We start from the raw sequence: 24872 nt of genomic DNA, 5'->3' as shown, positions 1-24872 counted from the left end.
AAAAAATGCCCCGGCTCTTTCGAGTCGGGGCATTTTTCATTGCAGCGGCAAATCAGCGATTGCGGGTCAGCAAGGCTGGTTTTTCGCCGCGCGGGCGGGTCGGCAGTTGATCGAGCTGCTCAGGTGTCGGGAAGCGGTCAGCCTTGGACTCCTTGTGCATGATCTTCGGCCCGGTGCTGCGCGGGTTCTGCACGGCTGGCTCGGTACGTGGTTGATCATCACGGGCCGGACGGCGGTTGCGCGACGAGGACGACGATTCGTCACGACGGCCCTGGCCGTCACGCGGAGCACCGTTGCGCGGGCCGTTGCGTTTGGCCGGCGGGGTGCCGGTGCTCGAACCGTTGCTGTTGCGCGGACCGTTCTGGCGACCCTGCGGCTGACCGCCGCGTGGCGCGCCGGCACCAGCACCCTGACCTGGTGCGCCTGGACGGCGACCACGGCCACCGGCCGGGGCAGCTTTCGGCACGTAGTCAACGCGGTTACCGAAGTTATCGATATCGTCGTCGAGGAACTCGTCCGGTGCACGATCAGCAGCGGCGCGTGGTGGCTGGCTCGGACGTTGTTCGCGGGCCGGGGTGCCTTCGCGTGGCTTTTGCTGGCGGGCAGGGCGCTCGCCGCGTTCGCCGGCCGGTTTTTCCTTGCCCTTGTCCTTGCCTTTGTCTTTGCGACCGCCGCCACCCCCGCCGCCATTCGGACCGTCACCACGCGGGCCACGGGAATTGCGCGGGTTGCGCATGTCCGGACGCTCACGCACTTCAGGCTTCTCGGCCTCGATGGTGCTGGAATCGAAGCCCATCAGATCGCCATCGGCGATTTTCTGCTTGGTCATGCGTTCGATGCTTTTCAGCAGTTTTTCTTCGTCCGGGGCCACCAGCGAGATCGCCTCGCCCGAACGACCGGCACGGCCCGTACGGCCGATACGGTGCACGTAGTCTTCATCGACGTTCGGCAGTTCGAAGTTGACCACGTGTGGCAACTGGTCGATGTCCAGACCGCGAGCGGCGATGTCGGTCGCTACCAGAATGCGCACTTCGCCGGCCTTGAAGTCAGCCAGGGCTTTGGTGCGGGCGTTCTGGCTCTTGTTGCCGTGGATCGCGACGGCGGGCAGGCCGTGTTTGTCCAGGTACTCGGCCAGGCGGTTGGCGCCGTGCTTGGTGCGGGTGAACACCAGCACCTGTTCCCAGGCGCCTGCGGTGATCAGGTGCGCCAGCAGAGCACGCTTGTGGCTGGCCGGCAGACGGAACACACGTTGCTCGATGCGCTCGACCGTGGTGTTCGGCGGCGTCACTTCGATGCGTTCCGGGTTGTGCAGCAGCTTGCCGGCGAGGTCGGTGATGTCTTTGGAGAAAGTCGCCGAGAACAGCAGGTTCTGACGCTTGGCCGGCAGACGCGCGAGGACTTTCTTCACGTCGTGGACGAAGCCCATGTCGAGCATGCGGTCGGCTTCGTCGAGGACGAGGATTTCCACGTGGGACAGGTCAACGCTGCCCTGGCCGCACAGGTCGAGCAAACGACCCGGGCAGGCAACAAGGACGTCAACGCCACGGGACATGGCCTGAACCTGCGGGTTCATGCCGACGCCGCCGAAGATGCAGGCGCTGACGAATTTCAGGTCACGGGCGTAGATCTTGAAGCTCTCGTGAACCTGCGCCGCGAGTTCGCGGGTCGGGGTCAGGACCAGTACGCGCGGTTGGCGCGGGCCATGACGCTGGGATTTGTCCGGGTGACCGTTGGGGAACAACCGCTCCAGGATCGGAAGGGCGAAACCGCCGGTTTTACCGGTACCTGTCTGTGCCGCAACCATCAGGTCGCGACCTTGCAACACGGCGGGAATGGCCCGCTGTTGCACCGGAGTAGGCTCGGTATAGCCCGCATCTTCGATGGCACGGACTAAAGCCTCGGAGAGACCGAGGGAAGCAAAGGACATGAGTAATCCTGTTTTAGTTAGGGCTTGGCCCAATGGGAGTCTTGCCTGGCGCGAATCGCGTTTAAGAGGACGCGATCCCGTCCGGTCCTGCGGCGGTCTCGAAGGCACGTCAGGAGCGCTCGCGCGGGCTGAAAAGCTGCGCTGTAGCGGGTCTAGAGGCCTGTTACGGTTCCGGGCGTCCGGGCGTGAGCCTGGCGGGAACGCCGGAGTATAACAGAGCAATCACTGCGCGCTGCTTTCCTGCTGCTCAACGGTTTTGCTGCTGGCCGACGCGTTGCTCAGCGGCGCGGTGCCAGCCGGGGCTGCGCCGTAGCGTGCGCTGAGCTCGGCGTAGGCCGGTTCACGCTTGAAACGTTTGAGTTCGGCGCCGAAACGCTGCACCAGCAGATCCATCCCGGCATTGCGTCGAACTGCAAGATATTGGCTCTGACGACTGATGACGGTGGGGTTTTCGGTGATTTGATCGCGGATATTCAGCTGATCAAGCAAGTGCTGACCGACGCGGCGATCGGTGATCAGCAAGTCGATGCGTCCGCGCAGCAGTTTGCCGAAGTTGGCCTCGTGGGTCGGTGCCGGCTCGCGGGTAAACAGCGTCGATTCGCTGAAGTCCGGGCTGTACAGATACCCCGGCGAAGTGCCAATGGTCAGGCCTTTGAGGTCTTCGAGCTGATGGAACGGGTGCGGGCGGTCCTTGGCGTAGAACATCACGAATTCGACGTCCGACAGCGGTTCGCTGGGATAGAGCAGGGTGGCGTCGCGTTCGACGCTGTGAAAGATGTCCAGCGCGCCGTCGGCCTGGCCGGTTTCGAGCATCGACAGGCAGCGCTTCCACGGCAGGAACTGCCATTCCACCTCGATGCCCAGGCGTTTGAACACGATGGCGGTGGTTTCGTAGTCCAGGCCGAGTTTCTTGCTGTCCTCTTCGTAGACGTAAGGTGCCCACGGCTCGGTGACAATACGCAACTTCTCGCCCCGAGCGGCAAAGCTCAGGCAAGCAAAAACCAGCACCGTGAATAATTGCGCGATCAAAGGCATGGCTTGAGATTACGACGAGAAACGCGAAAGAGCCAGAAAGTGGCTGCACAAGCTCTAATTCGGGCATTTAAAAGCAAAAGATCGCAGCTGCGACACCCCTGTAGGAGCTGCCGAAGGCTGCGATCTCTTGATCTTGCTTGTCGCTTTCAGCTTGAAGCTTGCAGCTGCCTCAACGCGGCAACTTCAGGTTATTCCAGATTGCCAGGCTCGGTTCGGCCTGGTTCATGGAATAGAAGTGCAGCCCTGGGGCGCCACCCTGCAGCAGGCGTTCGCACATTTCGCTGACGACTTGCTCGCCAAAGCGCTGAATGCTCTGGCTGTCATCGCCGTAGGCTTCCAGTTGCTTGCGGATCCAGCGCGGGATTTCCGCACCGCAGGCATCGGAGAAGCGCGCGAGTTTGCTGTAGTTGGTGATCGGCATGATCCCCGGCACCACTGGAATGTCCACGCCCAGTGCCTGCAAACGATCGACGAAGTAGAAGTAGCTGTCGGCGTTGAAGAAATACTGGGTGATCGCGCTGTCGGCGCCGGCGCGAGCCTTGCGCACGAAGTTGGCGAGATCGTCTTCGTAGTTGCGCGCTTGCGGATGCATCTCCGGGTAAGCGGCGACTTCGATGTGGAAGTGATCGGCGGTTTCTTCACGAATGAATTCAACCAGCTCATTGGCGTGTCGCAGCTCGCCGCTGGTCATGCCCATGCCGGACGGCAGGTCGCCGCGCAGGGCAACGATGCGCTTGATGCCGGCCGCCTTGTACTCGTTCAGCAGGCCGCGCAGGTCGTCCTTGCTGTCGCCGACGCACGACAGGTGCGGTGCGGCCGGTACTTTGACTTCGCTTTCCAGTTGCAGAACGGTGTTGAGGGTGCGATCACGGGTCGAACCCCCGGCGCCATAGGTGCAGGAGAAGAAATCGGGATTGTACGTTGCCAACTGACGGGCAACGTTGAGCAGCTTTTCATGCCCAGCATCGGTCTTGGTCGGGAAGAACTCGAAGCTGTAGCGACGGTCTTGGGACATGGTCATACCCTTGAAAACACGTAAGCCTGCGGTATGTTTCATCTGTAGGAGCGAGCTTGCATGTGGCGAGGGAGCTTGCTCCCGCTGGAGCGCGCAGCGCTCCCAAAATCCTGGGGTCGCTTCGCAACCCAGCGGGAGCAAGCTCCCTCGCCACAACAAGTCATTCCAGCAAATGAAGCAGCCGGTTACTTAGTAGCGGTAAGCGTGCGGCTTGAACGGGCCTTCGACGGTCACGCCGATGTAGTCAGCCTGTTGCTTGGTCAGTTGAGTGACCACGCCGCCGAAGCCGCGAACCATTTCCAGGGCCACTTCTTCGTCGAGTTTCTTCGGCAGTACTTCAACGGTCAGGCGCTCGGCTTTCTGGGCTGGCGACAGGTCGGCGTACTTCTGGCCGAACAGGAAGATCTGCGCCAGTACCTGGTTGGCGAACGAACCGTCCATGATGCGGCTCGGGTGACCGGTGGCGTTGCCCAGGTTCACCAGACGGCCTTCTGCCAGCAGGATCAGGTAGTCGTCGTTCTGTGCGTCGAATGCGCCAGGGCCGGTACGGTGGATCTTGTGTACCTGTGGCTTCACTTCTTCCCATGCCCAGTTCTTGCGCATGAAAGCGGTGTCGATTTCGTTGTCGAAGTGACCGATGTTGCAGACAACAGCACGCTTTTTCAGCGCTTTGAGCATGTTGGCGTCGCAAACGTTGACGTTACCGGTGGTGGTCACGATCAGGTCGATCTTGCCCAGCAGCGCTTTATCAATGCTGGCTTCGGTGCCGTCGTTGATCCCGTCGATGAACGGCGAAACCAGTTCGAAACCGTCCATGCAGGCCTGCATGGCGCAGATCGGGTCAACTTCGGAAACCTTGACGATCATGCCTTCCTGACGCAGGGACTGCGCGGAGCCCTTGCCCACGTCACCGTAACCGATGACCAGCGCTTGCTTGCCGGACAGCAGGTGGTCGGTACCGCGCTTGATTGCATCGTTCAGGCTGTGACGGCAGCCGTACTTGTTGTCGTTCTTGGACTTGGTCACCGAGTCGTTGACGTTGATGGCCGGGATCTTCAGCTCGCCCTTGGCCAGCATGTCCAGCAGGCGGTGAACGCCGGTGGTGGTCTCTTCTGTCACGCCGTGAACGCGGTCCAGCACTTGCGGGTACTTGTCGTGCAGCAGCTGAGTCAGGTCGCCGCCGTCGTCGAGGATCATGTTGGCGTCCCATGGCTGGCCATCCTTGAGGATGGTCTGCTCCAGGCACCACTCGTACTCTTCTTCAGTCTCGCCTTTCCAGGCGAAAACCGGGATGCCGGCAGCGGCGATGGACGCAGCAGCCTGATCCTGAGTCGAGAAGATGTTGCAGGACGACCAGCGTACTTCGGCACCCAGGGCAACCAGGGTTTCGATCAGCACGGCGGTCTGAATGGTCATGTGGATGCAGCCGAGGATTTTCGCGCCCTTGAGCGGTTGCTCGGCAGCGTATTTGCGGCGCAGACCCATCAGGGCTGGCATTTCCGATTCGGCGATGATGGTTTCGCGACGACCCCAGGCAGCCAGGGACATATCGGCAACTTTGTAATCGTTAAAATCTGCAGGCGTGATAACAGCGCTCATGAAGAGCCTCCATTCGTAATGTATGCGAATGGGCGCCGTTGTGCGTTTAGTGTCCGGCCGTGGCCAGTCAACGCCCCATCCGAGCCTGACAGGTTGAACCTGCTGCAGCGCCCCTCGGACAGGTGGCGGGAAAACGGTAGCAAGTGAACGTTACCGTTTTGAAACGGGGGCGATTATAGCCGTCTAGACTGATCTTCCAAAGGGTTTCTGTCGGCCAGATGAAGATCGCTAATGGCGACCATAGTAGAAGGCTCATGGAGCATGACCGCTCGGTCTGCCAAGATGACGCCATCTTTCGGCAAACGCTCAGGAGTGAACATGAATTTCCACACCCGCAAATGGGTAAAACCCGAAGACCTGAACCCCAACGGCACCCTGTTCGGCGGCAGCCTGCTGCGCTGGATCGACGAAGAAGCGGCGATCTACGCCATCGTCCAGTTGGGCAATCAGCGCGTGGTGACCAAGTACATTTCCGAAATCAACTTCGTCAGCGCCTCGCGCCAGGGCGACATCATCGAACTGGGCATCACCGCTACCGAGTTCGGTCGCACCTCGATCACCCTGACCTGCGAGGTGCGCAACAAGATCACCCGCAAGAGCATCCTCACGGTCGAGAAAATGGTCTTCGTGAACCTGGGCGAGGACGGCCTGCCGGCACCGCACGGGCGGACCGAGATCAAGTACGTCAAAGACCAGTTCAAGGAAGATGAACTCGTTACCAAATGACATCAGGGGTATGGCTATCGCTGGCAGGCTAGCTCCCACAGGGTTGACTCTGGACCTGTAGGAGCTGCCGAAGGCTGCGATCTTTGACGGTGTTCGGGTAGAGCAAAATCAAAAGATCGCAGCCTTCGGCAGCTCCTACAGAACGTATTCCAATGGGCATAGGTCGTAGCTGAAAGCCCCCCACCTGGTTCCCGCGCCATGAGCACCCCGACAGACGGCAAGACCCCCAACCTCTCGACCGATGAAAAACATGAAGTCGAGAAAAGCCAGCCGCCTCGCGCGGCGGTTCTGCATGAAATCATCCGCACCCAGGGCGACCAGGAACTGGAGCGCAGCATCGCCGCGTTGTGGTGGTCGGCGTTGGCGGCAGGGCTGACCATGGGCCTGTCGCTGATGGGCATGGGCCTGCTCAATTCGCGCCTGCCCGAAGGCGATGAATTCAAGGTGATCGCCAGCTTCGGCTACTGCGCGGGTTTCCTTGCGGTGATCCTCGCGCGCCAGCAACTGTTCACCGAAAACACCCTGACCGCCGTCCTGCCGGTGATGTCCAAACCGACCCTGGCCAATTTCGGCCGGTTGATCCGCTTGTGGGGCGTCGTCCTGTTCGGCAATTTGTGCGGCACAATTCTGGTGGCGTACGTGATGCTCGAGTTGCCGATCTTCGACACCAAGACCGATCACGCCTTCCTCGAAATCGGCCGCAAGGTCATGGAAAACCACGCCAGCCAGATGTTCGCCAAGGGCATCGTCTCCGGCTGGATGATCGCCACCATGGTCTGGATGATCCCGTCCATGGAAAGCGCCAAGATGTGGATCATCATCCTCATCACTTACCTGATGGCGCTGGGCGACTTCACCCACATCGTGGTCGGGTCGGCGGAAGTGTCGTATCTGGTGTTTGCCGGCGAGCTGCCGTGGAGTGATTTCTGGATGGTGTTCGCCGGGCCGACGCTGGCGGGCAATATCATCGGCGGCAGCTTCATCTTCGCCCTGATCAGCCATGCGCAGATCCGCAGCGAGAGCGGCGTGCCGAAAGAGACAGGCAAGGCGAAACAGTCTGCGGATCAGGCCGACAAGCCTGACCCGCAGCAGATCAGAAAATGATCAGTGGTGTGCGGGCTCGGCCGCAGTGGCCGGCTCGTCACGGGTGGCATGCTTGACCAGTTTGCCGATGGTCAGACCCTGCAACAGGATCGACGACAGCACCACGATGTAGGTGATGCTCAAAAGCAGATCGCGCTCCGGACCCAATGGCAGGGCCAGCGCCAGTGCCACCGACACACCGCCGCGCAAACCGCCCCAGGTCAGGATGCGGATGGTGCCGCGCGGCACTGTGCGCCAGCGCCGCAGCAGGACGATGGCCGGGGCCACGGTGAGCAGGCGCGACAGCAGAATCGCCAGCGCCAGCAAACTGGCCGCCGCCACGTGCGCCCAGTTGAACGGCAGCAGCAACAGCTCCATGCCGATCAGCGCGAACAGCAAGGCGTTGAGCATGTCATCGAGCAGCTCCCAGAAGCCGTCGAGGTATTTGCGGGTCATGTCGTTCATCGCCAGGTTGCGCCCCAGGTTACCGATGATCAGACCGGCCACCACCATCGCAATCGGCGCCGAGACGTGCAGCTCGGTGGCCATCGCCGAACCGCCGATCACCAGCGCCAGGGTCAGCATCACCGTGATCTGATGCTGCTGGACGCTTTTGATCATCCGGTACACCCCATAACCGATCAGCCCGCCGAACAGCACGCCGCCGATGGCTTCGTGAACGAACAGCATGGCCGTGGCGCTGATCGTCGGCGTCTCGCCCAGTTGGGCGATGCCCAGCAGCACGGTAAACACCACCACCGCAGTACCGTCGTTGAACAGCGACTCGCCGACGATCGTGGTTTTCAGCGGCTTGGAGGCATTGGCCGTACGCAAAACGCCGAGCACCGCAATCGGGTCGGTCGGCGAAATCAGCGCGCCGAACAGCAGGCAGTAAAGGAAGCTCACGTGCCAACCGAACAGGGCAAAAATGTAATAGGCGAGGCTGCCGATCACGACGGTGGCAATCAGCACACCGAAGGTCGCCAGCAGGCCGATCGGCCAGCGATAGCTGCGCAGGTCGTTGAGGTTGACGTGCAGGGCGCCGGCGAACAGCAGGAACGACAGCATCCAGTTCATCAGCAGATCGCCGAAGTCGATCTGGCCGATCAGTTGCTGTACGCGTTCCTCCAGGCCGGGGTAGCCGAGCAGGCTCAGGCCTTGCAGCAACAGGGAGAACATCAGCGCGGTGACCATCACGCCGATGGTCGGCGGCAGGCCGATGAAGCGGTAATTGACGAAGGTGAGGAGGGTGGTGAGGCAGATGAATGCGGCTACGAGTTCAAGCATCCGGGGTCCTTTGGATGGGGGGTGGAAAGACAGCGCCCCGATTCTTCGGTGCAAAGGTTGGATGGGCTGATCCGGGGTGGGGACACAATCATCTCCCCTCGGTTGGTCAGCCGCAGACATTGGTGTAGGGTCAACCGCAAAAAACAAGGAGTAGAACATGCTGGCGACAGTTCTGGTGTTGATAGCGGCGCTGTTGCATGCGGCGTGGAATACCCTGATCAAGTTCAGCGCCGAGCGGCTGCTGGTGGTCGCGTGCATGGACACGGTGGCGCTGTTGTTTGTGGCACTGGCGTTGCCCTTCATCAGCCTGCCGCCGCTGGATATCTGGCCGTGGATTCTGGCTTCGGCGGCGTTCGAGCTGCTGTATCGCTATCTGCTGATTCAGGCCTATCGGGTCGGCGACCTCGGGCTGGTCTATCCGCTGATGCGCGGCTTGTCGCCGCTGGTGGTACTGGCGCTGACCCTGATCTTCGCCGGCGAAGTGCTGACCGCGCAGCAGATCTTCGGGATCATGCTGATTCCATTGGGCATGGCCTGCCTGCTCTGGCAGGGCGGCGGCGGGAAGCATTTGCCCTGGTCGATGCTGCCGGTGGTGGCGCTGATCGGGCTGTGCATCGGTTGCTACACCTACATCGACGGCCAGGCTTTGCGGCGCTGGTCGCATCCGCTGGATTACCTGGTCTGGGTTACGCTGCTCAGCGCCTGGCCGTTTCCATTGCTGGCGTGGGTCGCCAAACGTCCGGCGTTCCTGGTGTTCTGGCGCGAGCAGTGGAAGCTCGGGCTGGCGGTCGGGTTCTGCGTGTTGTTCAGCTACGCTCTGGTGCTGTGGGCGATGCAGCTGGGCTCGATTGCCGAGGCAGCGGCCTTGCGCGAGATCAGCGTGATTCTGGTGGTGCTGTTTGGCATGCGCTATCTGAAAGAACCTTTCGGCAAGCCGCGGCTCTTAGCCTGTGGGTTGGTGCTGATCGGCATGCTGGTGATGAAGTTCTGACTGCCCGCGATTCCGATAAATCAGAAGAAAGGACGGCGTTATGACAGTGGCTTTGTGGTGTGTGTTGATCGCGATTTTCCTGCCGTATCTGTGCACGATCGTGGCCAAGGCCACTGGCGGTTTCAGACTCAGGGACAACCATGATCCCCGGGATTTTCTTGAAAGCGTGGGGGGCGTGGCGCGACGGGCGCATGCGGCGCAACTGAACAGTTTTGAAGTGACCCCGGCCTTTGCGGCGGCGGTGATCGTTGCGCACCTGGTGGGCACGGCACAGTTGGTGACAGTGAACGTGCTGGCGGTGATGTTCATCACCAGTCGCCTGCTGTACATCATCTGCTACCTGGCGGACTGGGCGATCCTGCGTTCAGTGGTGTGGTTTATCGGGATGGGGTTGATTGCTGCGTTCTTCTTTGTGTCGGTCTGATTATTGTTGCTGATGGCTTCATCGCGAGCAGGCTCACGCCTACAGGGGGACGCATTCCAAATGTAGGAGTGAGCCAGCTCGCGATGGCTATCTAACAGTCACCGATGATCTAGTAGTTACTTCTTCTCCGTATCGGCAACCTGAGGCACTTGCGGCAATGCCGCGCCTTTGGGCCAGAGCATCCAGATCTGCCCCTGCTGTTTCATGTACCCGGCCAGTTGCCCGGCCGCATCGCCAGTGCCCCAGAACAGATCCGCACGAACCTCACCGGCAATTGCGCCACCGGTGTCCTGCGCCGCGACCGGACGAACCAGCGCCGTGCCATCCGGGCGGGTGGTCGACAGCCACAACAGGCTGCCCAGCGGAATCACCTTGCGGTCTACCGCCGCGCTGTAACCAGCAGTCAGCGGCACGTTCAGCGAGCCGCGCGGACCTTCGTTGCTGTCCGGGTTGCGGGTGAAGAACACGTAGCTCGGGTTGCTGCCTAGCAGTTCCGGAATGCGCGACGGGTTGGCCTTGGCCCAGTTGCTGATCGCGCTCATGGTCACGTCTTCTTTCTTTAACTCGCCCTGTTCCACCAGCCAGCGGCCGATCGGTCGGTACGGGTGGCCGTTCTGGTCGGCGTAGGCGATACGCAGTTGTTTGCCGTCCGCCGTCTGAATCCGCCCGGAGCCCTGAATCTGCAGAAATTGCAGATTCATCGGGTCGGTCAGGTACGCCACCACCGGGGCTTTGACGCCTTTGGATTCGATGGTTGCGGCGTCGTCGTACGGCTTGAGCACCCGACCTTCAAGGCGACCGCGCAGGCGCTTGCCCTTGAGTTCGGGGTAAATGCTGTCCAGCGACACGATGATCATGTCTTCGGGCACGCCGTACACCGGCACGTTGGCCACGTCGGTGGGCGTCAGGCTGCCGGGGTAGACCGGTTCGTAGTAACCGGTGATCAAGCCGTTGGGGTTGTCGTTCTCGGCGCGCAGACCGAACACGTCGAGGTTCTGCTTGAGGAATGCGCGGATCTCGTTGGCGCTCTGCGGCACGTTGGCTGCGGCGGCGCAGGTGCCGCCCCAGACCGGATCGGCCTTGAGTCGGGTGCAGGCGCTGCGCCATGAGCCGAAGCCGGCGACCAGATCGCTGTCGGACACGGCCGGCAAGGCTTCCCAAGTGGCGCTGGAATACGTGGCCAAGGCATGGGTTTTTGGTTTGGCAGTGTCGCCGCCGGTACAGCCGGCAAGGATCGCCAGCAGTGGCAGGGTTGCGATCAGTGGGTGACGCCAGGCCTTGGAGCGGCTGTTCATGGAGTGATTCCTGTGGCGGTTGTCCGAGTGCTCCATGCGCTCCGGCAACCCGTATTTTTAATAGGGCTATTGGTGTTTGTCGGTGACGCGAGGATACTGGCCGCCGAATTCCGTGACCTGAAGCCACCATGACTCTTAAAAGAATTTCTGTTGTATTGCTGGCCTGTCTGACCTTGTCCGCCTGCGGCGGTGTCGATCCGGATTCCCCGCTGGGTCAGCGCAAAGCGATCTTCAAGCAGATGCTCAAGACCGGCGAAGACCTGGGCGGCATGTTGCGTGGACGCATTCCGTTCGACGGGCCGAAATTCGCCGACGGCGCGGTGAAGCTTGATGCGTTGTCCCATGAGCCGTGGAAGCATTTCCCGCAGGTGCGCGAAGAAGATCACACCAGTGCCAAGGATGATGTCTGGTCGCGTCAGGCCCGCTTTCAGGAATTGGCCCGTAACCTTGAAGCCGCCACCGGTGAATTGGTGATCGCCAGCAAGGTCCAGCCATACAAGGTCAGCAACCTGGGGCCGGCGGTGCAGAAAGTTGAAGATGCCTGCAGCGCTTGCCATAAAGAGTTTCGGGATCATTGATTGTGAGGCTGCCGGACAACTGAAGACTGTGGCGAGGGAGCTTGCTCCCGCTGGGCCGCGAAGCGGCTCCAACCCCATTCAACCGAACAGACTCAACTCGATTGAATGGGTTTGCGACGGCGGCGGCGCCGAGCGGGAGCAAGCTCCCTCGCCACAGGAAATCTCCTTCAATACGGGTTACTTGTCGATCTGATCCAGCGCGTCCTGCAGCTCTTTGCGCGACTCGGCGAGCTTGTTCTTGCGCTTGTCGATCTTCTCCGGATCGCCTTTCTTCATTGCCTTATCGAGATCAGCCTGGCGCTTGCTGACTTCGTGCTTGGCTTCCAGCACCTTGTTTTCGCGTTCTTTCTTCAGGCCGGCATCGGTGCAGTTCTTGGTCACTTCATCCAGAGCGGTTTGCAGACCGGCCTGCTGCTCGGCGTTGCCACGGGATTTGGCCTGTTCGATCTGATTGATGATGCCCTGCTTCTTGGCGGCACAACCGGTCAGGCCCGGGGCGTCTTCGTCGGCCATCACAGGAGCGGCCAGGACGCCACAGAGAGTCAGCAAGGCGAGCGGTGCAAGAAATTTCATAAAAGCTCCATGTGCAAAGGCAGTCGGGTCGGGGGCACTGCGCTGTTTGAGCGTCTGACGGCCCTTGGGTTCCCGGCTGCCAGGGGATTGCGTGATCAGAAACCGTCGATTCCGGCGGCGCGTAATGTTTCACTCAAGGCCAGCACCTGCGGGTCGCGGAAGAATGCGCTCAATTGCGCCGCGCGGCCCGGGCCGATACCGGCGTGTGCCTGCCATTGTTCGGTGTCGCGTTGTGCCAGCGCCTGCCATGAATCAGCCAGTTGAGCCCCACCTGTCGGCGGCAGACCCAACGCTTTGAGCCACTGCGTGAATGGCCGTTGGCGGGCGCTGTGGAAACTGTGTATCAGGCGTGCACTGCTGCGTTCGCCGAAGCCGGCAATGTTAGCAAGCTCTGGCTCATCGAGGGTCAACCAATCCAGCAGGTTGTTCAGGCGGCCTGTTTCCAGAAGTTTCTCCCAGGTGCCTTTGCCCACATGGGGCATCGCCAGCCCTTGCTTGCTGCTGAGCCAGGTCAGGCGCGCGAGAAACTGGCTTTCGCAGCCGGGTGTCGGCTGCCAACAGCTCAAGGCGTGGAAATCACTGGCGTCGGGAATGTCGATGGCGGCGCGTTCGGTGGTGCGCAATACCACATTGTCGAGCCGTGGAATGGTCAGCCCGGCCAGACTGATTGCCACCTGGTCGCCGGGGCGGACATCCAGCGCCTGCCAGCGCTTGAGCGAACTGGCACTGACCCGTTTGATCTCCCGGTCATCGAGCATGACTGGCGTGAGCTCCAGCACCGGGGTGATGCGACCGGTGCGACCGACCTTGAAATGCACTTTGCGCACCTCGGCCAGCGCCCGGGCAAACGGGTATTTCCAGGCCACGGCCCAGTAGGGCGCGCTCGCCTGCCAGCGCTCAGCCGGTGGACGCTGGCTCTGGCGCAGGACAATGCCGTCGCTGGCGAATGGCAGCGGTGATCGATACCAGTGCTCACGCCACTTTTGAGCGTCTTCAAGGTTGGCGATGGCCTGAGTGAATGGCGCTATCGTGGCGAAACCCAAGGTCGCCAGCGTCGCTGTTCTTTCGGGCAGGCTCGCCGGGCCTTGCGGCCAGTCCCAGACGAACAGGCCGATCCCGGCTGCCTGCTCGGCGCTCAGGGTTTTACGGCTCATCAGCCCGGCAACCGTGGCGCGGGCGTTGACGCTGCCGGCTCGGACTTGCACATGTTCGGTCAGGCGCCAGTAGAGTTCGCCCTGCACCAGCAGATCAAGAGGCTGTGTAAGTTGTTGTGGAATGGCGCTGATCTTGTGCGCCGCTGCTGTCCAGTCCTGACCGCTGATGCCGTCGCCACGACTGATCGCTTGCTGCAACAGGCCGCGACGGTAGATCAGGGTCACTGCCACACCATCGACCTTGGGTTGGACCCAGACATCCCGGCGGTCCCGTAACCAGGCTTGCACCGCCGCTGCTTCGTGCAGTTTATCCAGACCGGTGTGCGCGATCGGATGGGCGACTGAACCAGATGCGCTGCGTAAAGATTCGGGTGCGGGTGGTTGCTGGAAACATTGGCGCCATTCGTTGAGCCGCAATCTGGCCTGATCATAGAGCTCATCGGCAATCAGCGAGCGGCCCTCGCGGTGATAGGCGTCGTCCCACTGGTCGATCTGTGTTTGCAGGGCGCTGATCTGGTTTTGCGCGATGGCGGCGGACCAGTCCGGGCAGGCACCGAAAGCGAGCAGGGGGGTGAAACTCAGCAGAAAAATTGAAAACAGGCGCAGCGTGGCAAGCATGATGAGCGTCCTTGCTCAGGGGAATGCTTGAAGGCTAGGTGAGGATGGCGGGTCAGGTCGCCTGGGTGTTTTACGGGGTGTTGCGCAGCGTTAAAGTCAAAAGATCGCAGCCTTCGGCAGCTCCTGCAGAATGCATTCCCATGCAGGCTGCGATCCTTTGATCTTTGCAAACATGAAAAAGCCCCGCACGGCGCGAACCGTGCGGGGCTTTTTGTAACGCCTGGGAGTCTTACAGACCGGCAGCGGAACGCAGAGCGTCGGCGCGGTCGGTTTTTTCCCAAGTGAAGGTGGTGAAGGTGTCTTCGCCAACCGTCTTGGTCTGCGGAGCGCGACCGAAGTGGCCGTAGGCTGCAGTTTCCTGGTACATCGGGTGCAGCAGATCCAGCATGGTGGTGATTGCGTATGGACGCAGGTCGAACACTTCACGCACCAGTTTGATGATCTTGTCATCGCTGATCTTGCCGGTACCGAAGGTGTTCAGCGAGATCGAAGTCGGCTGGGCCACACCGATCGCGTAGGACACCTGGATCTCACAACGCTCGGCCAGGCCGGCCGCGACGATGTTCTTGGCCACGTAACGGCCAGCGTAGGCCGCCGAACGGTCAACCTTCGATGGATCTTTACCGGAGAACGCGCCACCGCCGTGACGGGCCATGCCGCCGTAGCTGTCGACGATGATCTTGCGACCGGTCAGACCGCAGTCACCTACCGGGCCGCCAATGATGAACTGGCCGGTCGGGTTGATGTGGAACTGGGTGTCCTTGCTCAGCAGTTCGGCAGGCAGCACGTGCTTGACGATCAGCTCCATCACGCCTTCGCGCAGGTCTTTGTACGACACTTCAGGGTTGTGCTGGGTCGACAGAACCACGGCGTCGATACCCACCACCTTGCCGCCTTCGTAACGGCAAGTCACTTGCGACTTGGCGTCCGGGCGCAGCCAAGGCAGCAGACCCGATTTACGGGCTTCGGCCTGACGCTGCACCAGCTGGTGCGAGAAGGTGATCGGTGCAGGCATCAAAACGTCGGTTTCGTTGCTGGCGTAGCCGAACATCAGGCCCTGGTCGCCGGCGCCCTGATCTTCAGGCTTGGCACGGTCAACACCCTGGTTGATGTCAGGGGACTGCTTGCCGATGATGTTCATCACGCCGCAGGTGGCGCCGTCGAAGCCGACTTCGGAGCTGGTGTAGCCGATGTCGCAGATCACGTCACGAACGATCTGCTCCAGGTCGACCCAGGCGCTGGTGGTCACTTCACCGGCAACGATGGCAACACCGGTCTTGACCAGGGTTTCCACAGCAACGCGTGCGTGTTTGTCCTGGGCAATAATGGCGTCCAGCACCGCATCGGAAATCTGGTCGGCGATTTTGTCCGGATGTCCTTCAGACACGGACTCGGAGGTGAAGAGGGAGTATTCGCTCATCTCGATGTTTTCCTGAATTTACCGATGGTGAGTGTCGCCAGCCGGTCGCTGAAAGTGGCGAACCTGGATCTGGAAACCATTACGTAAGCCTACATAGAGGCTGTCCCCGGGAACGAGTCCCGCAGCGGTGGCCCAACGGGCCAAATCGTCCTGTTCAAACCCCAACCACAGATCACCGCAGGCCTCCCTGGCCCAACTCTGGTTGTGGCTACATAACTCTGTCACGAGCAGGCTACCGCCCGGTTGCAGCAGGCCGGCCATGTGCTTGAGCGCTTCGGCCGGCGCGGCGAAATGGTGCAGCACCATGTTCAGTACTACGCAATCGGCCTGAAGGCTGGTGCCATTCAATGCATCGGCCAATTGCAGGCTGACGTTAGCCAGCTGTTCACGTTCACATACCTGACGCGCCAGTTCGAGCATCGCCGGGCTGTTGTCCAGCGCGGTTACGGTGCCGAAGCGGCGGGCCAGTTCCGGCAGAAAAGCACCATCGCCGGGGCCGACTTCAATGGCCGTGGCAGCACCATTGAAGTTCAGTTTGTCGAGCAGGGCCAGCACGCTGTCACGGTACTGCGGCAGGCCTGCAATCAAGTCTTGCTGGGCGCGAAATTTCTCCGCCACCCGTGAGAAAAAGTCCTGGCTGGCAGCTTCACGTTGCCCGTGGACCTGGGCGATGCGCGCCTGCACGTCGTCCGGCAGCGCCAGATTGTCGACTTCTTCTAACAGTGCCGCATGCAACTTGCCCCCCAGCAGTTCAGTGTGGGGCAGGGCGCGGCGGTAGAAAATCGCGTTGCCTTCGCGGCGTGTCGCCACCAGATCAGCCTGGGCCAGCACCTTTAGATGGTGGCTCATGCCGGACTGACCAATGCCGAAGATCTGCGCCAGTTCCAGTACGCCGAACGAGTCGTTGGCCAGCGCGCGCAATACGTTCAGGCGCAGCGGATCGCCACCGGCCTTGCAAAGGGCCGCCAGCTCGTCGCAGTCGTCATGGCGAATGGAAGGCACGCGTAAGTTCATGGGGCAGCAGTCTAGTGATGGCGGGAAATCGCTGCAAGGTCAATATCAAAAAGTTTTGATATTGCTCGATAGATGGCACTTCTCACTGGCTGGTTAACTCTACAAACGAACAGCGGAAAGGTTTCACCTACAGAATCCACTGTTAACCACGGGAAAAACGCCTCCGTATGACTATCTGTCATTGCCCCGAGGCGCTCCGGTGAGGGAAAATGCCCTCCTTTTTTCCGTTTCAATTATTCACACCCAGGAGATCAGCGATGCCTAGCCGTCGTGAGCGTGCCAACGCCATTCGTGCCCTCAGCATGGATGCCGTGCAAAAAGCCAACAGCGGCCATCCCGGTGCCCCTATGGGTATGGCAGATATCGCCGAAGTGCTTTGGCGCGACTACCTCAAGCACAACCCGAGCAATCCTTCGTTCGCCGACCGTGACCGCTTCGTGCTGTCCAACGGCCACGGCTCGATGTTGATCTACTCGCTGCTGCACCTGACCGGTTACGACCTGTCGATCGACGACCTCAAGCAGTTCCGTCAACTGCACAGCCGCACTCCGGGTCACCCGGAATTCGGTTACACCCCGGGCGTCGAGACCACCACCGGTCCACTGGGTCAGGGTCTGGCCAACGCCGTGGGCTTCGCCCTGGCAGAAAAAGTCCTGGGCGCGCAGTTCAACCGTCCTGGCCATAACATCGTTGATCACCACACCTACGTGTTCCTGGGTGATGGCTGCATGATGGAAGGCATTTCCCACGAAGTGGCGTCCTTGGCCGGTACTCTGGGCCTGGGCAAGCTGATTGCTTTCTACGATGACAACGGCATCTCCATCGACGGCGAAGTCGAAGGCTGGTTCACCGATGACACCCCGAAGCGTTTCGAATCCTACAACTGGCAGGTGATCCGCAACGTCGACGGTCACGATCCGGAAGAGATCAAGACCGCCATCGAGACCGCGCGCAAGAGCCCGCTGCCGACCCTGATCTGCTGCAAGACCACCATCGGTTTCGGTTCGCCGAACAAGCAGGGCAAGGAAGACTGCCACGGCGCCCCACTGGGTGACGCGGAAATCGCCCTGACCCGTCAGGCGCTGAACTGGAACTACGGTCCGTTCGAAATCCCGGCCGACATTTATGCCGAGTGGGATGCCAAGGAAAAAGGTCGCGCGGCCGAAGCCGAGTGGGATCAGCGTTTCGCTGCCTACTCCGCCGCGTTCCCGACCGAAGCCAACGAGCTGATCCGTCGTCTGAGCGGCGAGCTGCCGGCTGACTTCGCCGAAAAAGCCTCGGCCTACATCGCTGAAGTGGCGGCCAAAGGCGAAACCATCGCCAGCCGTAAAGCCAGCCAGAACACCCTGAACGCCTTCGGCCCACTGCTGCCGGAACTGCTCGGCGGTTCGGCTGACCTGGCCGGCTCCAACCTGACCCTGTGGAAAGGTTGCAAAGGCGTCAGCGCTGAAGATGCCAGCGGCAACTACATGTATTACGGCGTGCGCGAATTCGGCATGACCGCGATCATGAACGGCGTGTCCCTGCATGGCGGCCTGGTGCCTTACGGCGCGACCTTCCTGATGTTCATGGAATACGCCCGCAACGCCGTACGCATGTCGGCACTGATGAAGAAGCGCGTCATCCACGTCTACACCCACGACTCCATCGGTCTGGGCGAAGACGGCCCGACGCACCAGCCGATCGAGCAACTGACCAGCCTGCGCACCACACCGAACCTCGACACCTGGCGTCCAGCCGATGCCGTTGAATCGGCCGTGGCCTGGAAAAACGCTCTGGAGCGTAAAGACGGCCCATCGGCGCTGATCTTTTCGCGTCAGAACCTGCAGCACCAGGAACGCGATGCCGGCCAGATCGCCGACATCAGTCGCGGTGGCTACGTGTTGAAGGACTGCGCAGGCGAGCCTGAGCTGATCCTGATTTCCACCGGTTCGGAAGTCGGTCTGGCCGTCCAGGCCTACGACAAACTGACCGAGCAGGGCCGCAAGGTGCGCGTGGTTTCCATGCCTTGCACCAGCGTGTTCGACGCTCAGGACGCTGGCTACAAGCAATCGGTTCTGCCGTTGCAGGTCAGCGCACGTATCGCGATCGAAGCGGCACACGCCGACTTCTGGTTCAAGTACGTGGGTCTGGAAGGTCGCGTGATCGGCATGACCACCTACGGCGAATCGGCACCGGCTTCGGCACTGTTCGAAGAGTTCGGCTTCACCCTGGAAAACATCCTGGGTCAGGCTGAAGAGCTGCTGGAAGACTAAGTCCGACAGTTGCGTCGTCTGAACCGACGCCTTCGCGAGCAGGCTCGCTCTCACATTGGAACGCGTTTCCCTGTGGGAGCGAGCCTGCTCGCGAAAGCGTTGGTTCGGGCAATATCGCACTGCCTGATTCACCACGGTAATCGAGAACCCCATGCCTCAACCGCGTCCTTACAAAGTTGCACTCAACGGCTACGGCCGGATTGGTCGTTGCGTCTTGCGTGCGTTGTTCGAGCGAGGCTCGACGGCAGGGTTTGAAATTGTCGCGATCAACGATCTGGCTGACATGGCCAGCATCGAATACCTGACACGCTTCGACTCCACCCACGGTCGCTTTCCCGGCGAAGTGCGAGTAGAAGGCGATTGTCTGCATATTAATGGCGACTGCGTGAAGGTCCTGCGCAGTGCCACCCCCGAAGGCATCGATTGGGCCGCTCTTGGCGTCGATCTGGTGCTGGAGTGCTCCGGCGCTTATCACACCCGTGAAGACGGCCAGCGTTTCCTCGACGCCGGCGCGCCACGCGTGCTGTTCTCGCAGCCGATGGCCAGCGAGGCGGATGTCGACGCCACCATCGTCTACGGCGTCAATCAGGACTGCCTGACCGGCGACGAACTGCTGGTGTCCAACGCCTCCTGCACCACCAACTGCGGCGTGCCGCTGTTGCGCTTGCTGGACAAGGCGATCGGCCTGGATTACGTGTCGATCACCACGATTCACTCGGCGATGAACGATCAGCCGGTGATCGACGCCTATCACCACGAAGACCTGCGCCGCACCCGTTCGGCGTTCCAGTCGGTGATCCCGGTGTCCACTGGTCTGGCACGCGGCATCGAGCGCCTGCTGCCGGAACTTGCCGGGCGAATTCAGGCCAAAGCCGTACGCGTGCCGACGGTCAATGTGTCCTGCCTCGACATCACGATGCAGACCGCCACGGCGACCGATGCCAACGAGGTCAACCGGATCCTGCGCGAGGCCGCTACCAACGGCCCGCTCAAAGGTCTGCTGGCCTACACCGAGTTGCCGCACGCCAGTTGTGATTTCAACCATGACCCACATTCGGCCATCGTCGATGCCAGTCAGACCCGTGTTTCCGGCCCGAAACTGGTGAACATCCTGGCCTGGTTCGACAACGAATGGGGTTTTGCCAACCGAATGCTGGACGTTGCAGAACACTATCTGCAAACAGCGATTTCAAAAAAACCTGCTCTCTAAGAACAGCTACTCAGGAAGTGCGACCCATGACCGTGTTGAAGATGTCCGACCTCGATCTGCAAGGTAAGCGCGTATTGATCCGCGAAGACCTCAACGTCCCAGTCAAGGACGGTGTTGTCACCAGCGATGCGCGTATCCTGGCTTCGCTGCCGACCATCAAGCTGGCCCTGGAAAAAGGTGCGGCAGTGATGGTGTGCTCGCACCTGGGCCGTCCGACCGAGGGCGAGTTCTCCGCCGAGAACAGCCTCAAGCCAGTCGCCGACTACCTGAGCAAGGCCCTGGGCCGCGAAGTGCCGCTGGTGGCCGATTATCTGGGCGGCGTTGACGTCAAGGCCGGCGACATCGTGCTGTTCGAAAACGTGCGCTTCAACAAGGGCGAGAAAAAGAACGCCGACGACCTGGCCCAGCAATATGCCGCCCTGTGCGACGTGTTCGTGATGGACGCCTTCGGCACCGCGCACCGCGCCGAAGGTTCGACCCACGGCGTGGCCAAGTTCGCCAAAGTCGCCGCTGCTGGCCCGTTGCTGGCCGCTGAACTGGACGCACTGGGCAAGGCGCTGGGCGCACCGGCCAAGCCGATGGCGGCCATCGTTGCCGGCTCCAAGGTCTCGACTAAACTCGACGTGCTCAACAGCCTGAGCCAGATCTGCGATCAACTGATCGTCGGCGGCGGCATTGCCAACACCTTCCTGGCGGCTGCCGGTCACCCGGTCGGCAAATCCCTGTACGAGCCGGACCTGCTCGACACCGCGCGCGCCATCGCTGCCAAAGTCAGCGTGCCATTGCCGGTTGACGTAGTAGTCGCCAAAGAATTCGCCGAAACCGCAGAGGCTACCGTCAAGCTGATCGCTGACGTTGCCGCTGATGACATGATTCTGGACATCGGCCCGCAAACCGCCGCCAACTTCGCCGAACTGCTGAAGTCGTCGAAAACCATTCTGTGGAACGGCCCGGTCGGCGTGTTTGAATTCGACCAGTTCGGCAACGGCACCAAAGTGCTGGCGCAAGCCATCGCTGAAAGCTCGGCGTTCTCCATTGCTGGCGGTGGCGACACCCTGGCCGCTATCGATAAATATGGCGTGGCTGAGCAAATCTCCTACATTTCCACCGGGGGTGGCGCGTTCCTCGAATTCGTCGAAGGCAAGGTGCTGCCGGCCGTTGAAGTCCTGGAAAGCCGGGCCAAGGCCTGAGGCCGCCCGTTTGACCAGGCAAAGGAGTGGTCACATGGTCAAGTCGTTAGCGCTGTTGCTGCTGACCGGTACGCTGGCGGCCTGCGGGAGTAACCCGAAGGCCGAGGCGACGCCTGCGCCGGGTGCGGTGCAGAAGGGCTGCTATCAGGCCGACTGGCAGGCCGAAACCAACCCGGTGCTGAACAAGCGCTCGGGGCCGGACGGCCTGGACAAATACGAGACGCAAACCCCGGCCAAGGAACATGGTTGTCCTTGACCGGTCTGACTCTTTAACTCAGGGCTGGCGGCGTTGGCTGTCAGTCGAGGAACACGGATGAAAGGCTTGATCGCCATTGCGGCGTTGGCATTGTTGGGTGGTTGCGCACAGATGAACCTGTTTCAGTCGTCTGCCCCTGCGGATAGCTGGACAACCTGGACCTGCGACAGCCAGGCCAAAGTGCTGTGGCGCTATACCGATGCCAGCCAGAAAGAAGTCGATGTGCGGCTGGGCGGCGGTGATCAGGTCTATCGCCTGAAAGAAGAGCCGGGCGCCTCGGGCGTGCTGTACAGCGATGGCATGCTGGCGTTTCACGTCAAGGGTGACGAAGGCCTGGTGTACTGGGTTGCCACCAATGACCTGATCGGCCGCGGCTGCAAGGCGCAGTAAACGAATACGCTACAGATTCATTGTGGCAATGGCCTTTGTGGCGAGGGAGCTTGCTCCCGCTGGAGCGCGAAGCGGTCCCAAAACCTTGCGGCCCGGTGTTTCAGAATGACCGTGTTTGCAGGTTTACGGCTGCTGCGCAGCCGAGCGCGAGCAAGCTCGCTCGCCACAGGTTGGTACACATACAGGTTTTGCTTTATCGAATCACCAGACCGGGCCTCGACCCCCGATCTGCAATCACTTGAATAGCCGCCGCCGCTCCGGCAGGCTGGCACGATTAACGACCCTCAACCGGGAGAGACACACACAATGGCACTTATCAGCATGCGCCAGATGCTGGACCACGCAGCCGAGTTCGGCTACGGCGTTCCAGCCTTCAACGTCAACAACCTTGAGCAGATGCGCGCCATCATGGAAGCCGCTGACAAGACTGACTCCCCGGTGATCGTCCAGGCTTCGGCCGGCGCCCGTAAATACGCTGGCGCGCCGTTCCTGCGTCACCTGATCCTGGCCGCGATCGAAGAATTCCCGCACATCCCGGTGTGCATGCACCAGGACCACGGCACCAGCCCTGACGTCTGCCAGCGCTCGATCCAACTGGGCTTCAGCTCGGTGATGATGGACGGCTCCCTCGGCGAAGACGGCAAGACCCCGACCGACTACGAATACAACGTCCGCGTTACCCAACAAACCGTAGCCATGGCTCACGCCTGCGGCGTTTCGGTTGAAGGTGAGCTGGGCTGCCTGGGTTCGCTGGAAACCGGCATGGCCGGTGAGGAAGACGGTATCGGCGCTGAAGGCGTTCTGGATCACAGCCAGATGCTGACCGACCCGGAAGAAGCCGCTGACTTCGTCAAGAAGACTCAGGTTGATGCCCTGGCCATCGCCATCGGCACCAGCCACGGCGCCTACAAGTTCACCAAGCCACCTACCGGCGACGTGCTGGCGATCGACCGCATCAAGGAAATCCACAAGCGCATCCCGAACACCCACCTGGTGATGCACGGTTCCTCGTCGGTGCCACAAGAGTGGCTGGCGATCATCAACCAGTACGGCGGCGACATCAAAGAAACCTACGGCGTACCGGTTGAAGAAATCGTCGAAGGCATCAAATACGGCGTACGCAAGGTCAACATCGACACCGACCTGCGTCTGGCATCCACCGGCGCAATGCGTCGCCTGATGGCCACCAACCCGAGCGAATTCGACCCACGTAAATTCTTCGGCGCCACTGTGACTGCAATGCGTGACGTATGTATCGCTCGCTACGAGGCTTTCGGTACTGCCGGCAACGCTTCGAAGATCAAGCCGATCTCCCTGGAAGCGATGTACCAGCGTTACCTGAAGGGTGAGTTGAACGCCAAGGTTAACTAAGCCTGAGCGTTAGACTGCGTTAATAAACCCGCCGAAAGGCGGGTTTTTTATGGGCGATTACAAAGTAAGAATTTAATGTTTTTTGCCTTTGTTTCAGTTCGTATGCATGTGTGCTGTTATGAATGTCTGACGTGTTAGCTACCAAAGCGCATAGGAAGGTGTCTGAAGTTACGTAGGAGTGTGTACGGATTGATGAAGTATCTTTCTGTATTTTCCTGTCGTGTTGACAAGCGCTCGCGCGATTTATTTCAATGCTTTCGTTTGTTGGTAAGTTAAATTCATGGATGAAGGAATGCTTTAATGCTCTATAGGCGAAATGTACTGATCAGATTGATTGCTGGTGGCTTGCTGTTGGCGTCTGGCCATAAGGTTTCAGCCGAAGCTGCGAACTTCAGTTATACCGCTTTAATCACCAGTCAAGGAAAAGTGCTTGCGCAATCGCCCGTCTGGATTTCCTACGTGAATCACGCTCCGCGAGCGGGCTACTTTTCGGATTATAAAGTTGTATTGAAAGAAGGTGTCTTTGAAGGGTCTCCGGGGTTCTGTGCAGTGTCTGTAGTGGATGTAGATACCCTGGATGATGTTTTTTATGCCCAGGCGAAATTGTCGGGGACGCCTACGCGCCATAGTGTGAAAGTCATTACGCACCAGATTGGTAGTGCGGATCCTCAAGCGAATGCTTCCAAAAGCTTCATGTTGATGTGCGCGAAGTAGGGGGCTGACACGTGTCCCCTGCGCCATGCGATTCCCCTCGCTGCGGTCTCATCACGTCCAACGTTTCTACTCTGGGAAATAACGCTTGGCATGCTCTGTCGGCGGATGACAATGACATTTTGATCAAAAGCGCCCGGGGTCCTAACTAACTCTTATCAAGGGGCAGGTGCTGATGCCGAAAGGGTATAAGTACCTGTCAGATGTTACAGGTGTGGGGAAACTAATAAGCGAATATCGTGTGATTTCACTTATTTTCCGGATAAAAGAAATGGTTGAGAAGACTAGTAGTGAGTCGTTTTATGGTTACTTGAAAATCACATATAGTCATCCTGACTTTGGTGATCATACTTTTACAGCTGAGGACGAGTATGGGTATTTGTTAGGGGATGAGGATTTTTTTCGTATCAGTCCAAGGACTCAGAAATTGGGAGGGCGTGATTATTATTTGGTGGTTAAATTTAGAAAGGGTCTTAATGTTGGTGAGCTTTACAGGCTAGATAAAACAGGTGAGACAGTGAGTGCTCATTTGGAGCTTGATGGTATCGAAGGTGATAAAAATGCCAGCGGTACGTTTCTTTTGAAAAAAGGAGGGGATTACCCGGTGGGAGAATTTAAAATCTTTGAAGAAGGCGTTTTTTCAGCATCGGGCGAATTTGAGTATAAAGAGGTCAAAGATAAGTTGAACGCTAAGGTCAATTAAGCCTGTGCGTTAAGCTACTGACTCAAGAAACCCGCCGTGAGGCGGGT

The 24872-nt window shown here is 60.1% G+C and carries 23 protein-coding genes and 1 riboswitch; of the genes, 13 read left to right on the top strand and 10 right to left on the bottom strand.

Annotated features, from left to right (window positions below):
- Window positions 1–52: 52 nt before the first annotated feature.
- The 4 genes from HBN98_RS10455 to ahcY form a co-directional block, all read right to left on the bottom strand.
- On the bottom strand, window positions 53–1927 hold the full coding sequence (locus HBN98_RS10455; RefSeq protein ID WP_083367683.1) for an RNA helicase RhlE2: 1875 nt from the start codon (window positions 1925–1927) through the stop codon (window positions 53–55).
- A gap of 222 nt (window positions 1928–2149) precedes the next feature.
- Window positions 2150–2962, bottom strand: a complete 813-nt coding sequence (locus HBN98_RS10450) for a substrate-binding periplasmic protein (RefSeq protein ID WP_083367684.1) — start codon at window positions 2960–2962, stop codon at window positions 2150–2152.
- Window positions 2963–3131: 169 nt separating this feature from the next.
- Window positions 3132–3977 carry a methylenetetrahydrofolate reductase [NAD(P)H] gene (gene metF / locus HBN98_RS10445; protein ID WP_047297145.1) on the bottom strand — a complete coding sequence of 282 codons (846 nt, stop codon included), beginning with the start codon at window positions 3975–3977 and terminating at the stop codon, window positions 3132–3134.
- Window positions 3978–4166: 189 nt separating this feature from the next.
- A complete protein-coding gene (gene ahcY / locus HBN98_RS10440; RefSeq protein ID WP_064589610.1) occupies window positions 4167–5576 on the bottom strand; it encodes an adenosylhomocysteinase in 1410 nt (469 codons plus the stop codon).
- 23 nt (window positions 5577–5599) lie between these two features.
- Window positions 5600–5698: riboswitch (S-adenosyl-L-homocysteine riboswitch) on the bottom strand.
- Window positions 5699–5894: 196 nt separating this feature from the next.
- On the opposite strand from ahcY, the gene HBN98_RS10435 reads away from it, so the two are divergent.
- Window positions 5895–6302, top strand: coding sequence for an acyl-CoA thioesterase (locus HBN98_RS10435; protein ID WP_003229043.1), 408 nt, complete (start codon window positions 5895–5897; stop codon window positions 6300–6302).
- A 198-nt stretch (window positions 6303–6500) separates the two neighbouring features.
- The gene (locus HBN98_RS10430; RefSeq protein ID WP_064589609.1) at window positions 6501–7406 is read left to right on the top strand and encodes a formate/nitrite transporter family protein; all 906 of its coding nucleotides are present in this window, start codon (window positions 6501–6503) and stop codon (window positions 7404–7406) included.
- Here the strand turns inward: HBN98_RS10430 and HBN98_RS10425 are convergent, their stop codons facing one another.
- Window positions 7407–8672 (bottom strand): cation:proton antiporter, encoded by a 1266-nt coding sequence (locus tag HBN98_RS10425; RefSeq protein ID WP_064589608.1) that lies wholly within the window; start codon window positions 8670–8672, stop codon window positions 7407–7409.
- Window positions 8673–8829: 157 nt separating this feature from the next.
- Here HBN98_RS10425 and HBN98_RS10420 point away from each other — a divergent pair, with 157 nt between their 5' ends.
- Together HBN98_RS10420 and HBN98_RS10415 are read left to right on the top strand one after the other, a co-directional pair.
- Window positions 8830–9663 carry an EamA family transporter gene (locus HBN98_RS10420; protein WP_064589607.1) on the top strand — a complete coding sequence of 278 codons (834 nt, stop codon included), beginning with the start codon at window positions 8830–8832 and terminating at the stop codon, window positions 9661–9663.
- Window positions 9664–9703: 40 nt separating this feature from the next.
- A complete protein-coding gene (locus HBN98_RS10415) occupies window positions 9704–10087 on the top strand; it encodes an MAPEG family protein (protein ID WP_064589606.1) in 384 nt (127 codons plus the stop codon).
- A gap of 116 nt (window positions 10088–10203) precedes the next feature.
- Here the strand turns inward: HBN98_RS10415 and mltA are convergent, their stop codons facing one another.
- Window positions 10204–11382 (bottom strand): murein transglycosylase A, encoded by a 1179-nt coding sequence (mltA, locus tag HBN98_RS10410; protein ID WP_083367685.1) that lies wholly within the window; start codon window positions 11380–11382, stop codon window positions 10204–10206.
- 128 nt (window positions 11383–11510) lie between these two features.
- Here mltA and HBN98_RS10405 point away from each other — a divergent pair, with 128 nt between their 5' ends.
- On the top strand, window positions 11511–11960 hold the full coding sequence (locus HBN98_RS10405) for a c-type cytochrome (RefSeq protein ID WP_083367686.1): 450 nt from the start codon (window positions 11511–11513) through the stop codon (window positions 11958–11960).
- Between the two features lie 177 nt (window positions 11961–12137).
- On the opposite strand, the gene HBN98_RS10400 is transcribed toward HBN98_RS10405, so the two are convergent.
- From HBN98_RS10400 to HBN98_RS10385, 4 genes are all read right to left on the bottom strand, one after another.
- On the bottom strand, window positions 12138–12533 hold the full coding sequence (locus HBN98_RS10400) for a DUF1090 domain-containing protein (RefSeq protein ID WP_064589603.1): 396 nt from the start codon (window positions 12531–12533) through the stop codon (window positions 12138–12140).
- A 95-nt stretch (window positions 12534–12628) separates the two neighbouring features.
- Complete coding sequence (gene ligB, locus HBN98_RS10395; protein ID WP_083367687.1) at window positions 12629–14305, bottom strand: NAD-dependent DNA ligase LigB; 1677 nt, start codon at window positions 14303–14305, stop codon at window positions 12629–12631.
- Between the two features lie 229 nt (window positions 14306–14534).
- Window positions 14535–15725, bottom strand: a complete 1191-nt coding sequence (metK, locus tag HBN98_RS10390) for a methionine adenosyltransferase (protein ID WP_003229025.1) — start codon at window positions 15723–15725, stop codon at window positions 14535–14537.
- An 18-nt stretch (window positions 15726–15743) separates the two neighbouring features.
- Complete coding sequence (locus HBN98_RS10385) at window positions 15744–16739, bottom strand: ArsR/SmtB family transcription factor (protein ID WP_083367688.1); 996 nt, start codon at window positions 16737–16739, stop codon at window positions 15744–15746.
- Between the two features lie 257 nt (window positions 16740–16996).
- Between HBN98_RS10385 and tkt the strand changes: the two genes are divergently transcribed.
- The 8 genes from tkt to HBN98_RS10345 all read left to right on the top strand — a co-directional run bounded on the left by tkt (window position 16997) and on the right by HBN98_RS10345 (window position 24825).
- Window positions 16997–18994: a transketolase gene (tkt, locus tag HBN98_RS10380; protein ID WP_027610623.1), complete on the top strand. Its 1998-nt coding sequence runs from the start codon at window positions 16997–16999 to the stop codon at window positions 18992–18994.
- A 151-nt stretch (window positions 18995–19145) separates the two neighbouring features.
- The gene (epd, locus tag HBN98_RS10375) at window positions 19146–20204 is read left to right on the top strand and encodes an erythrose-4-phosphate dehydrogenase (RefSeq protein WP_064589599.1); all 1059 of its coding nucleotides are present in this window, start codon (window positions 19146–19148) and stop codon (window positions 20202–20204) included.
- A 26-nt stretch (window positions 20205–20230) separates the two neighbouring features.
- Entirely contained in the window at window positions 20231–21394 is a 1164-nt protein-coding gene (locus HBN98_RS10370) for a phosphoglycerate kinase (protein WP_083367689.1), read from the top strand.
- Window positions 21395–21428: 34 nt separating this feature from the next.
- Window positions 21429–21650, top strand: a complete 222-nt coding sequence (locus tag HBN98_RS10365) for a hypothetical protein (RefSeq protein ID WP_064589597.1) — start codon at window positions 21429–21431, stop codon at window positions 21648–21650.
- 57 nt (window positions 21651–21707) lie between these two features.
- Window positions 21708–22040: an MliC family protein gene (locus HBN98_RS10360; RefSeq protein ID WP_083367690.1), complete on the top strand. Its 333-nt coding sequence runs from the start codon at window positions 21708–21710 to the stop codon at window positions 22038–22040.
- 306 nt (window positions 22041–22346) lie between these two features.
- Window positions 22347–23411, top strand: coding sequence for a class II fructose-bisphosphate aldolase (fba, locus tag HBN98_RS10355; RefSeq protein ID WP_003177554.1), 1065 nt, complete (start codon window positions 22347–22349; stop codon window positions 23409–23411).
- Between the two features lie 300 nt (window positions 23412–23711).
- Entirely contained in the window at window positions 23712–24125 is a 414-nt protein-coding gene (locus HBN98_RS10350) for a hypothetical protein (protein ID WP_083367691.1), read from the top strand.
- A 172-nt stretch (window positions 24126–24297) separates the two neighbouring features.
- Window positions 24298–24825 (top strand): hypothetical protein, encoded by a 528-nt coding sequence (locus tag HBN98_RS10345; RefSeq protein WP_151101625.1) that lies wholly within the window; start codon window positions 24298–24300, stop codon window positions 24823–24825.
- The last annotated feature ends 47 nt before the right edge of the window (window positions 24826–24872 follow it).

This window comes from Pseudomonas koreensis (assembly GCF_012986595.1).
GTDB classification, from domain to species: domain Bacteria; phylum Pseudomonadota; class Gammaproteobacteria; order Pseudomonadales; family Pseudomonadaceae; genus Aquipseudomonas; species Aquipseudomonas koreensis.
The sequence above is the reverse complement of the archived record's forward strand: the minus strand, read 5'-3'. Positions and strand labels throughout refer to the sequence as shown.

Bases quoted from the DNA above. Each gene is read 5' to 3' on its own strand.
- HBN98_RS10350 (WP_083367691.1), top strand. From the start codon at position 23,712: ATGCTCTATAGGCGAAATGTACTGATCAGATTGATTGCTGGTGGCTTG.
- fba (WP_003177554.1), top strand. From the start codon at position 22,347: ATGGCACTTATCAGCATGCGCCAGATGCTGGACCACGCAGCCGAGTTC.
- metK (WP_003229025.1), bottom strand. From the start codon at position 15,725: ATGAGCGAATACTCCCTCTTCACCTCCGAGTCCGTGTCTGAAGGACAT.
- ligB (WP_083367687.1), bottom strand. From the start codon at position 14,305: ATGCTTGCCACGCTGCGCCTGTTTTCAATTTTTCTGCTGAGTTTCACC.
- HBN98_RS10385 (WP_083367688.1), bottom strand. From the start codon at position 16,739: ATGAACTTACGCGTGCCTTCCATTCGCCATGACGACTGCGACGAGCTG.
- epd (WP_064589599.1), top strand. From the start codon at position 19,146: ATGCCTCAACCGCGTCCTTACAAAGTTGCACTCAACGGCTACGGCCGG.
- mltA (WP_083367685.1), bottom strand. From the start codon at position 11,382: ATGAACAGCCGCTCCAAGGCCTGGCGTCACCCACTGATCGCAACCCTG.
- HBN98_RS10345 (WP_151101625.1), top strand. From the start codon at position 24,298: ATGCCGAAAGGGTATAAGTACCTGTCAGATGTTACAGGTGTGGGGAAA.
- HBN98_RS10420 (WP_064589607.1), top strand. From the start codon at position 8,830: ATGCTGGCGACAGTTCTGGTGTTGATAGCGGCGCTGTTGCATGCGGCG.
- HBN98_RS10400 (WP_064589603.1), bottom strand. From the start codon at position 12,533: ATGAAATTTCTTGCACCGCTCGCCTTGCTGACTCTCTGTGGCGTCCTG.
- HBN98_RS10405 (WP_083367686.1), top strand. From the start codon at position 11,511: ATGACTCTTAAAAGAATTTCTGTTGTATTGCTGGCCTGTCTGACCTTG.
- HBN98_RS10415 (WP_064589606.1), top strand. From the start codon at position 9,704: ATGACAGTGGCTTTGTGGTGTGTGTTGATCGCGATTTTCCTGCCGTAT.
- HBN98_RS10430 (WP_064589609.1), top strand. From the start codon at position 6,501: ATGAGCACCCCGACAGACGGCAAGACCCCCAACCTCTCGACCGATGAA.
- ahcY (WP_064589610.1), bottom strand. From the start codon at position 5,576: ATGAGCGCTGTTATCACGCCTGCAGATTTTAACGATTACAAAGTTGCC.
- HBN98_RS10370 (WP_083367689.1), top strand. From the start codon at position 20,231: ATGACCGTGTTGAAGATGTCCGACCTCGATCTGCAAGGTAAGCGCGTA.
- tkt (WP_027610623.1), top strand. From the start codon at position 16,997: ATGCCTAGCCGTCGTGAGCGTGCCAACGCCATTCGTGCCCTCAGCATG.
- HBN98_RS10450 (WP_083367684.1), bottom strand. From the start codon at position 2,962: ATGCCTTTGATCGCGCAATTATTCACGGTGCTGGTTTTTGCTTGCCTG.
- metF (WP_047297145.1), bottom strand. From the start codon at position 3,977: ATGTCCCAAGACCGTCGCTACAGCTTCGAGTTCTTCCCGACCAAGACC.
- HBN98_RS10360 (WP_083367690.1), top strand. From the start codon at position 21,708: ATGAAAGGCTTGATCGCCATTGCGGCGTTGGCATTGTTGGGTGGTTGC.
- HBN98_RS10435 (WP_003229043.1), top strand. From the start codon at position 5,895: ATGAATTTCCACACCCGCAAATGGGTAAAACCCGAAGACCTGAACCCC.
- HBN98_RS10365 (WP_064589597.1), top strand. From the start codon at position 21,429: ATGGTCAAGTCGTTAGCGCTGTTGCTGCTGACCGGTACGCTGGCGGCC.
- HBN98_RS10425 (WP_064589608.1), bottom strand. From the start codon at position 8,672: ATGCTTGAACTCGTAGCCGCATTCATCTGCCTCACCACCCTCCTCACC.
- HBN98_RS10455 (WP_083367683.1), bottom strand. From the start codon at position 1,927: ATGTCCTTTGCTTCCCTCGGTCTCTCCGAGGCTTTAGTCCGTGCCATC.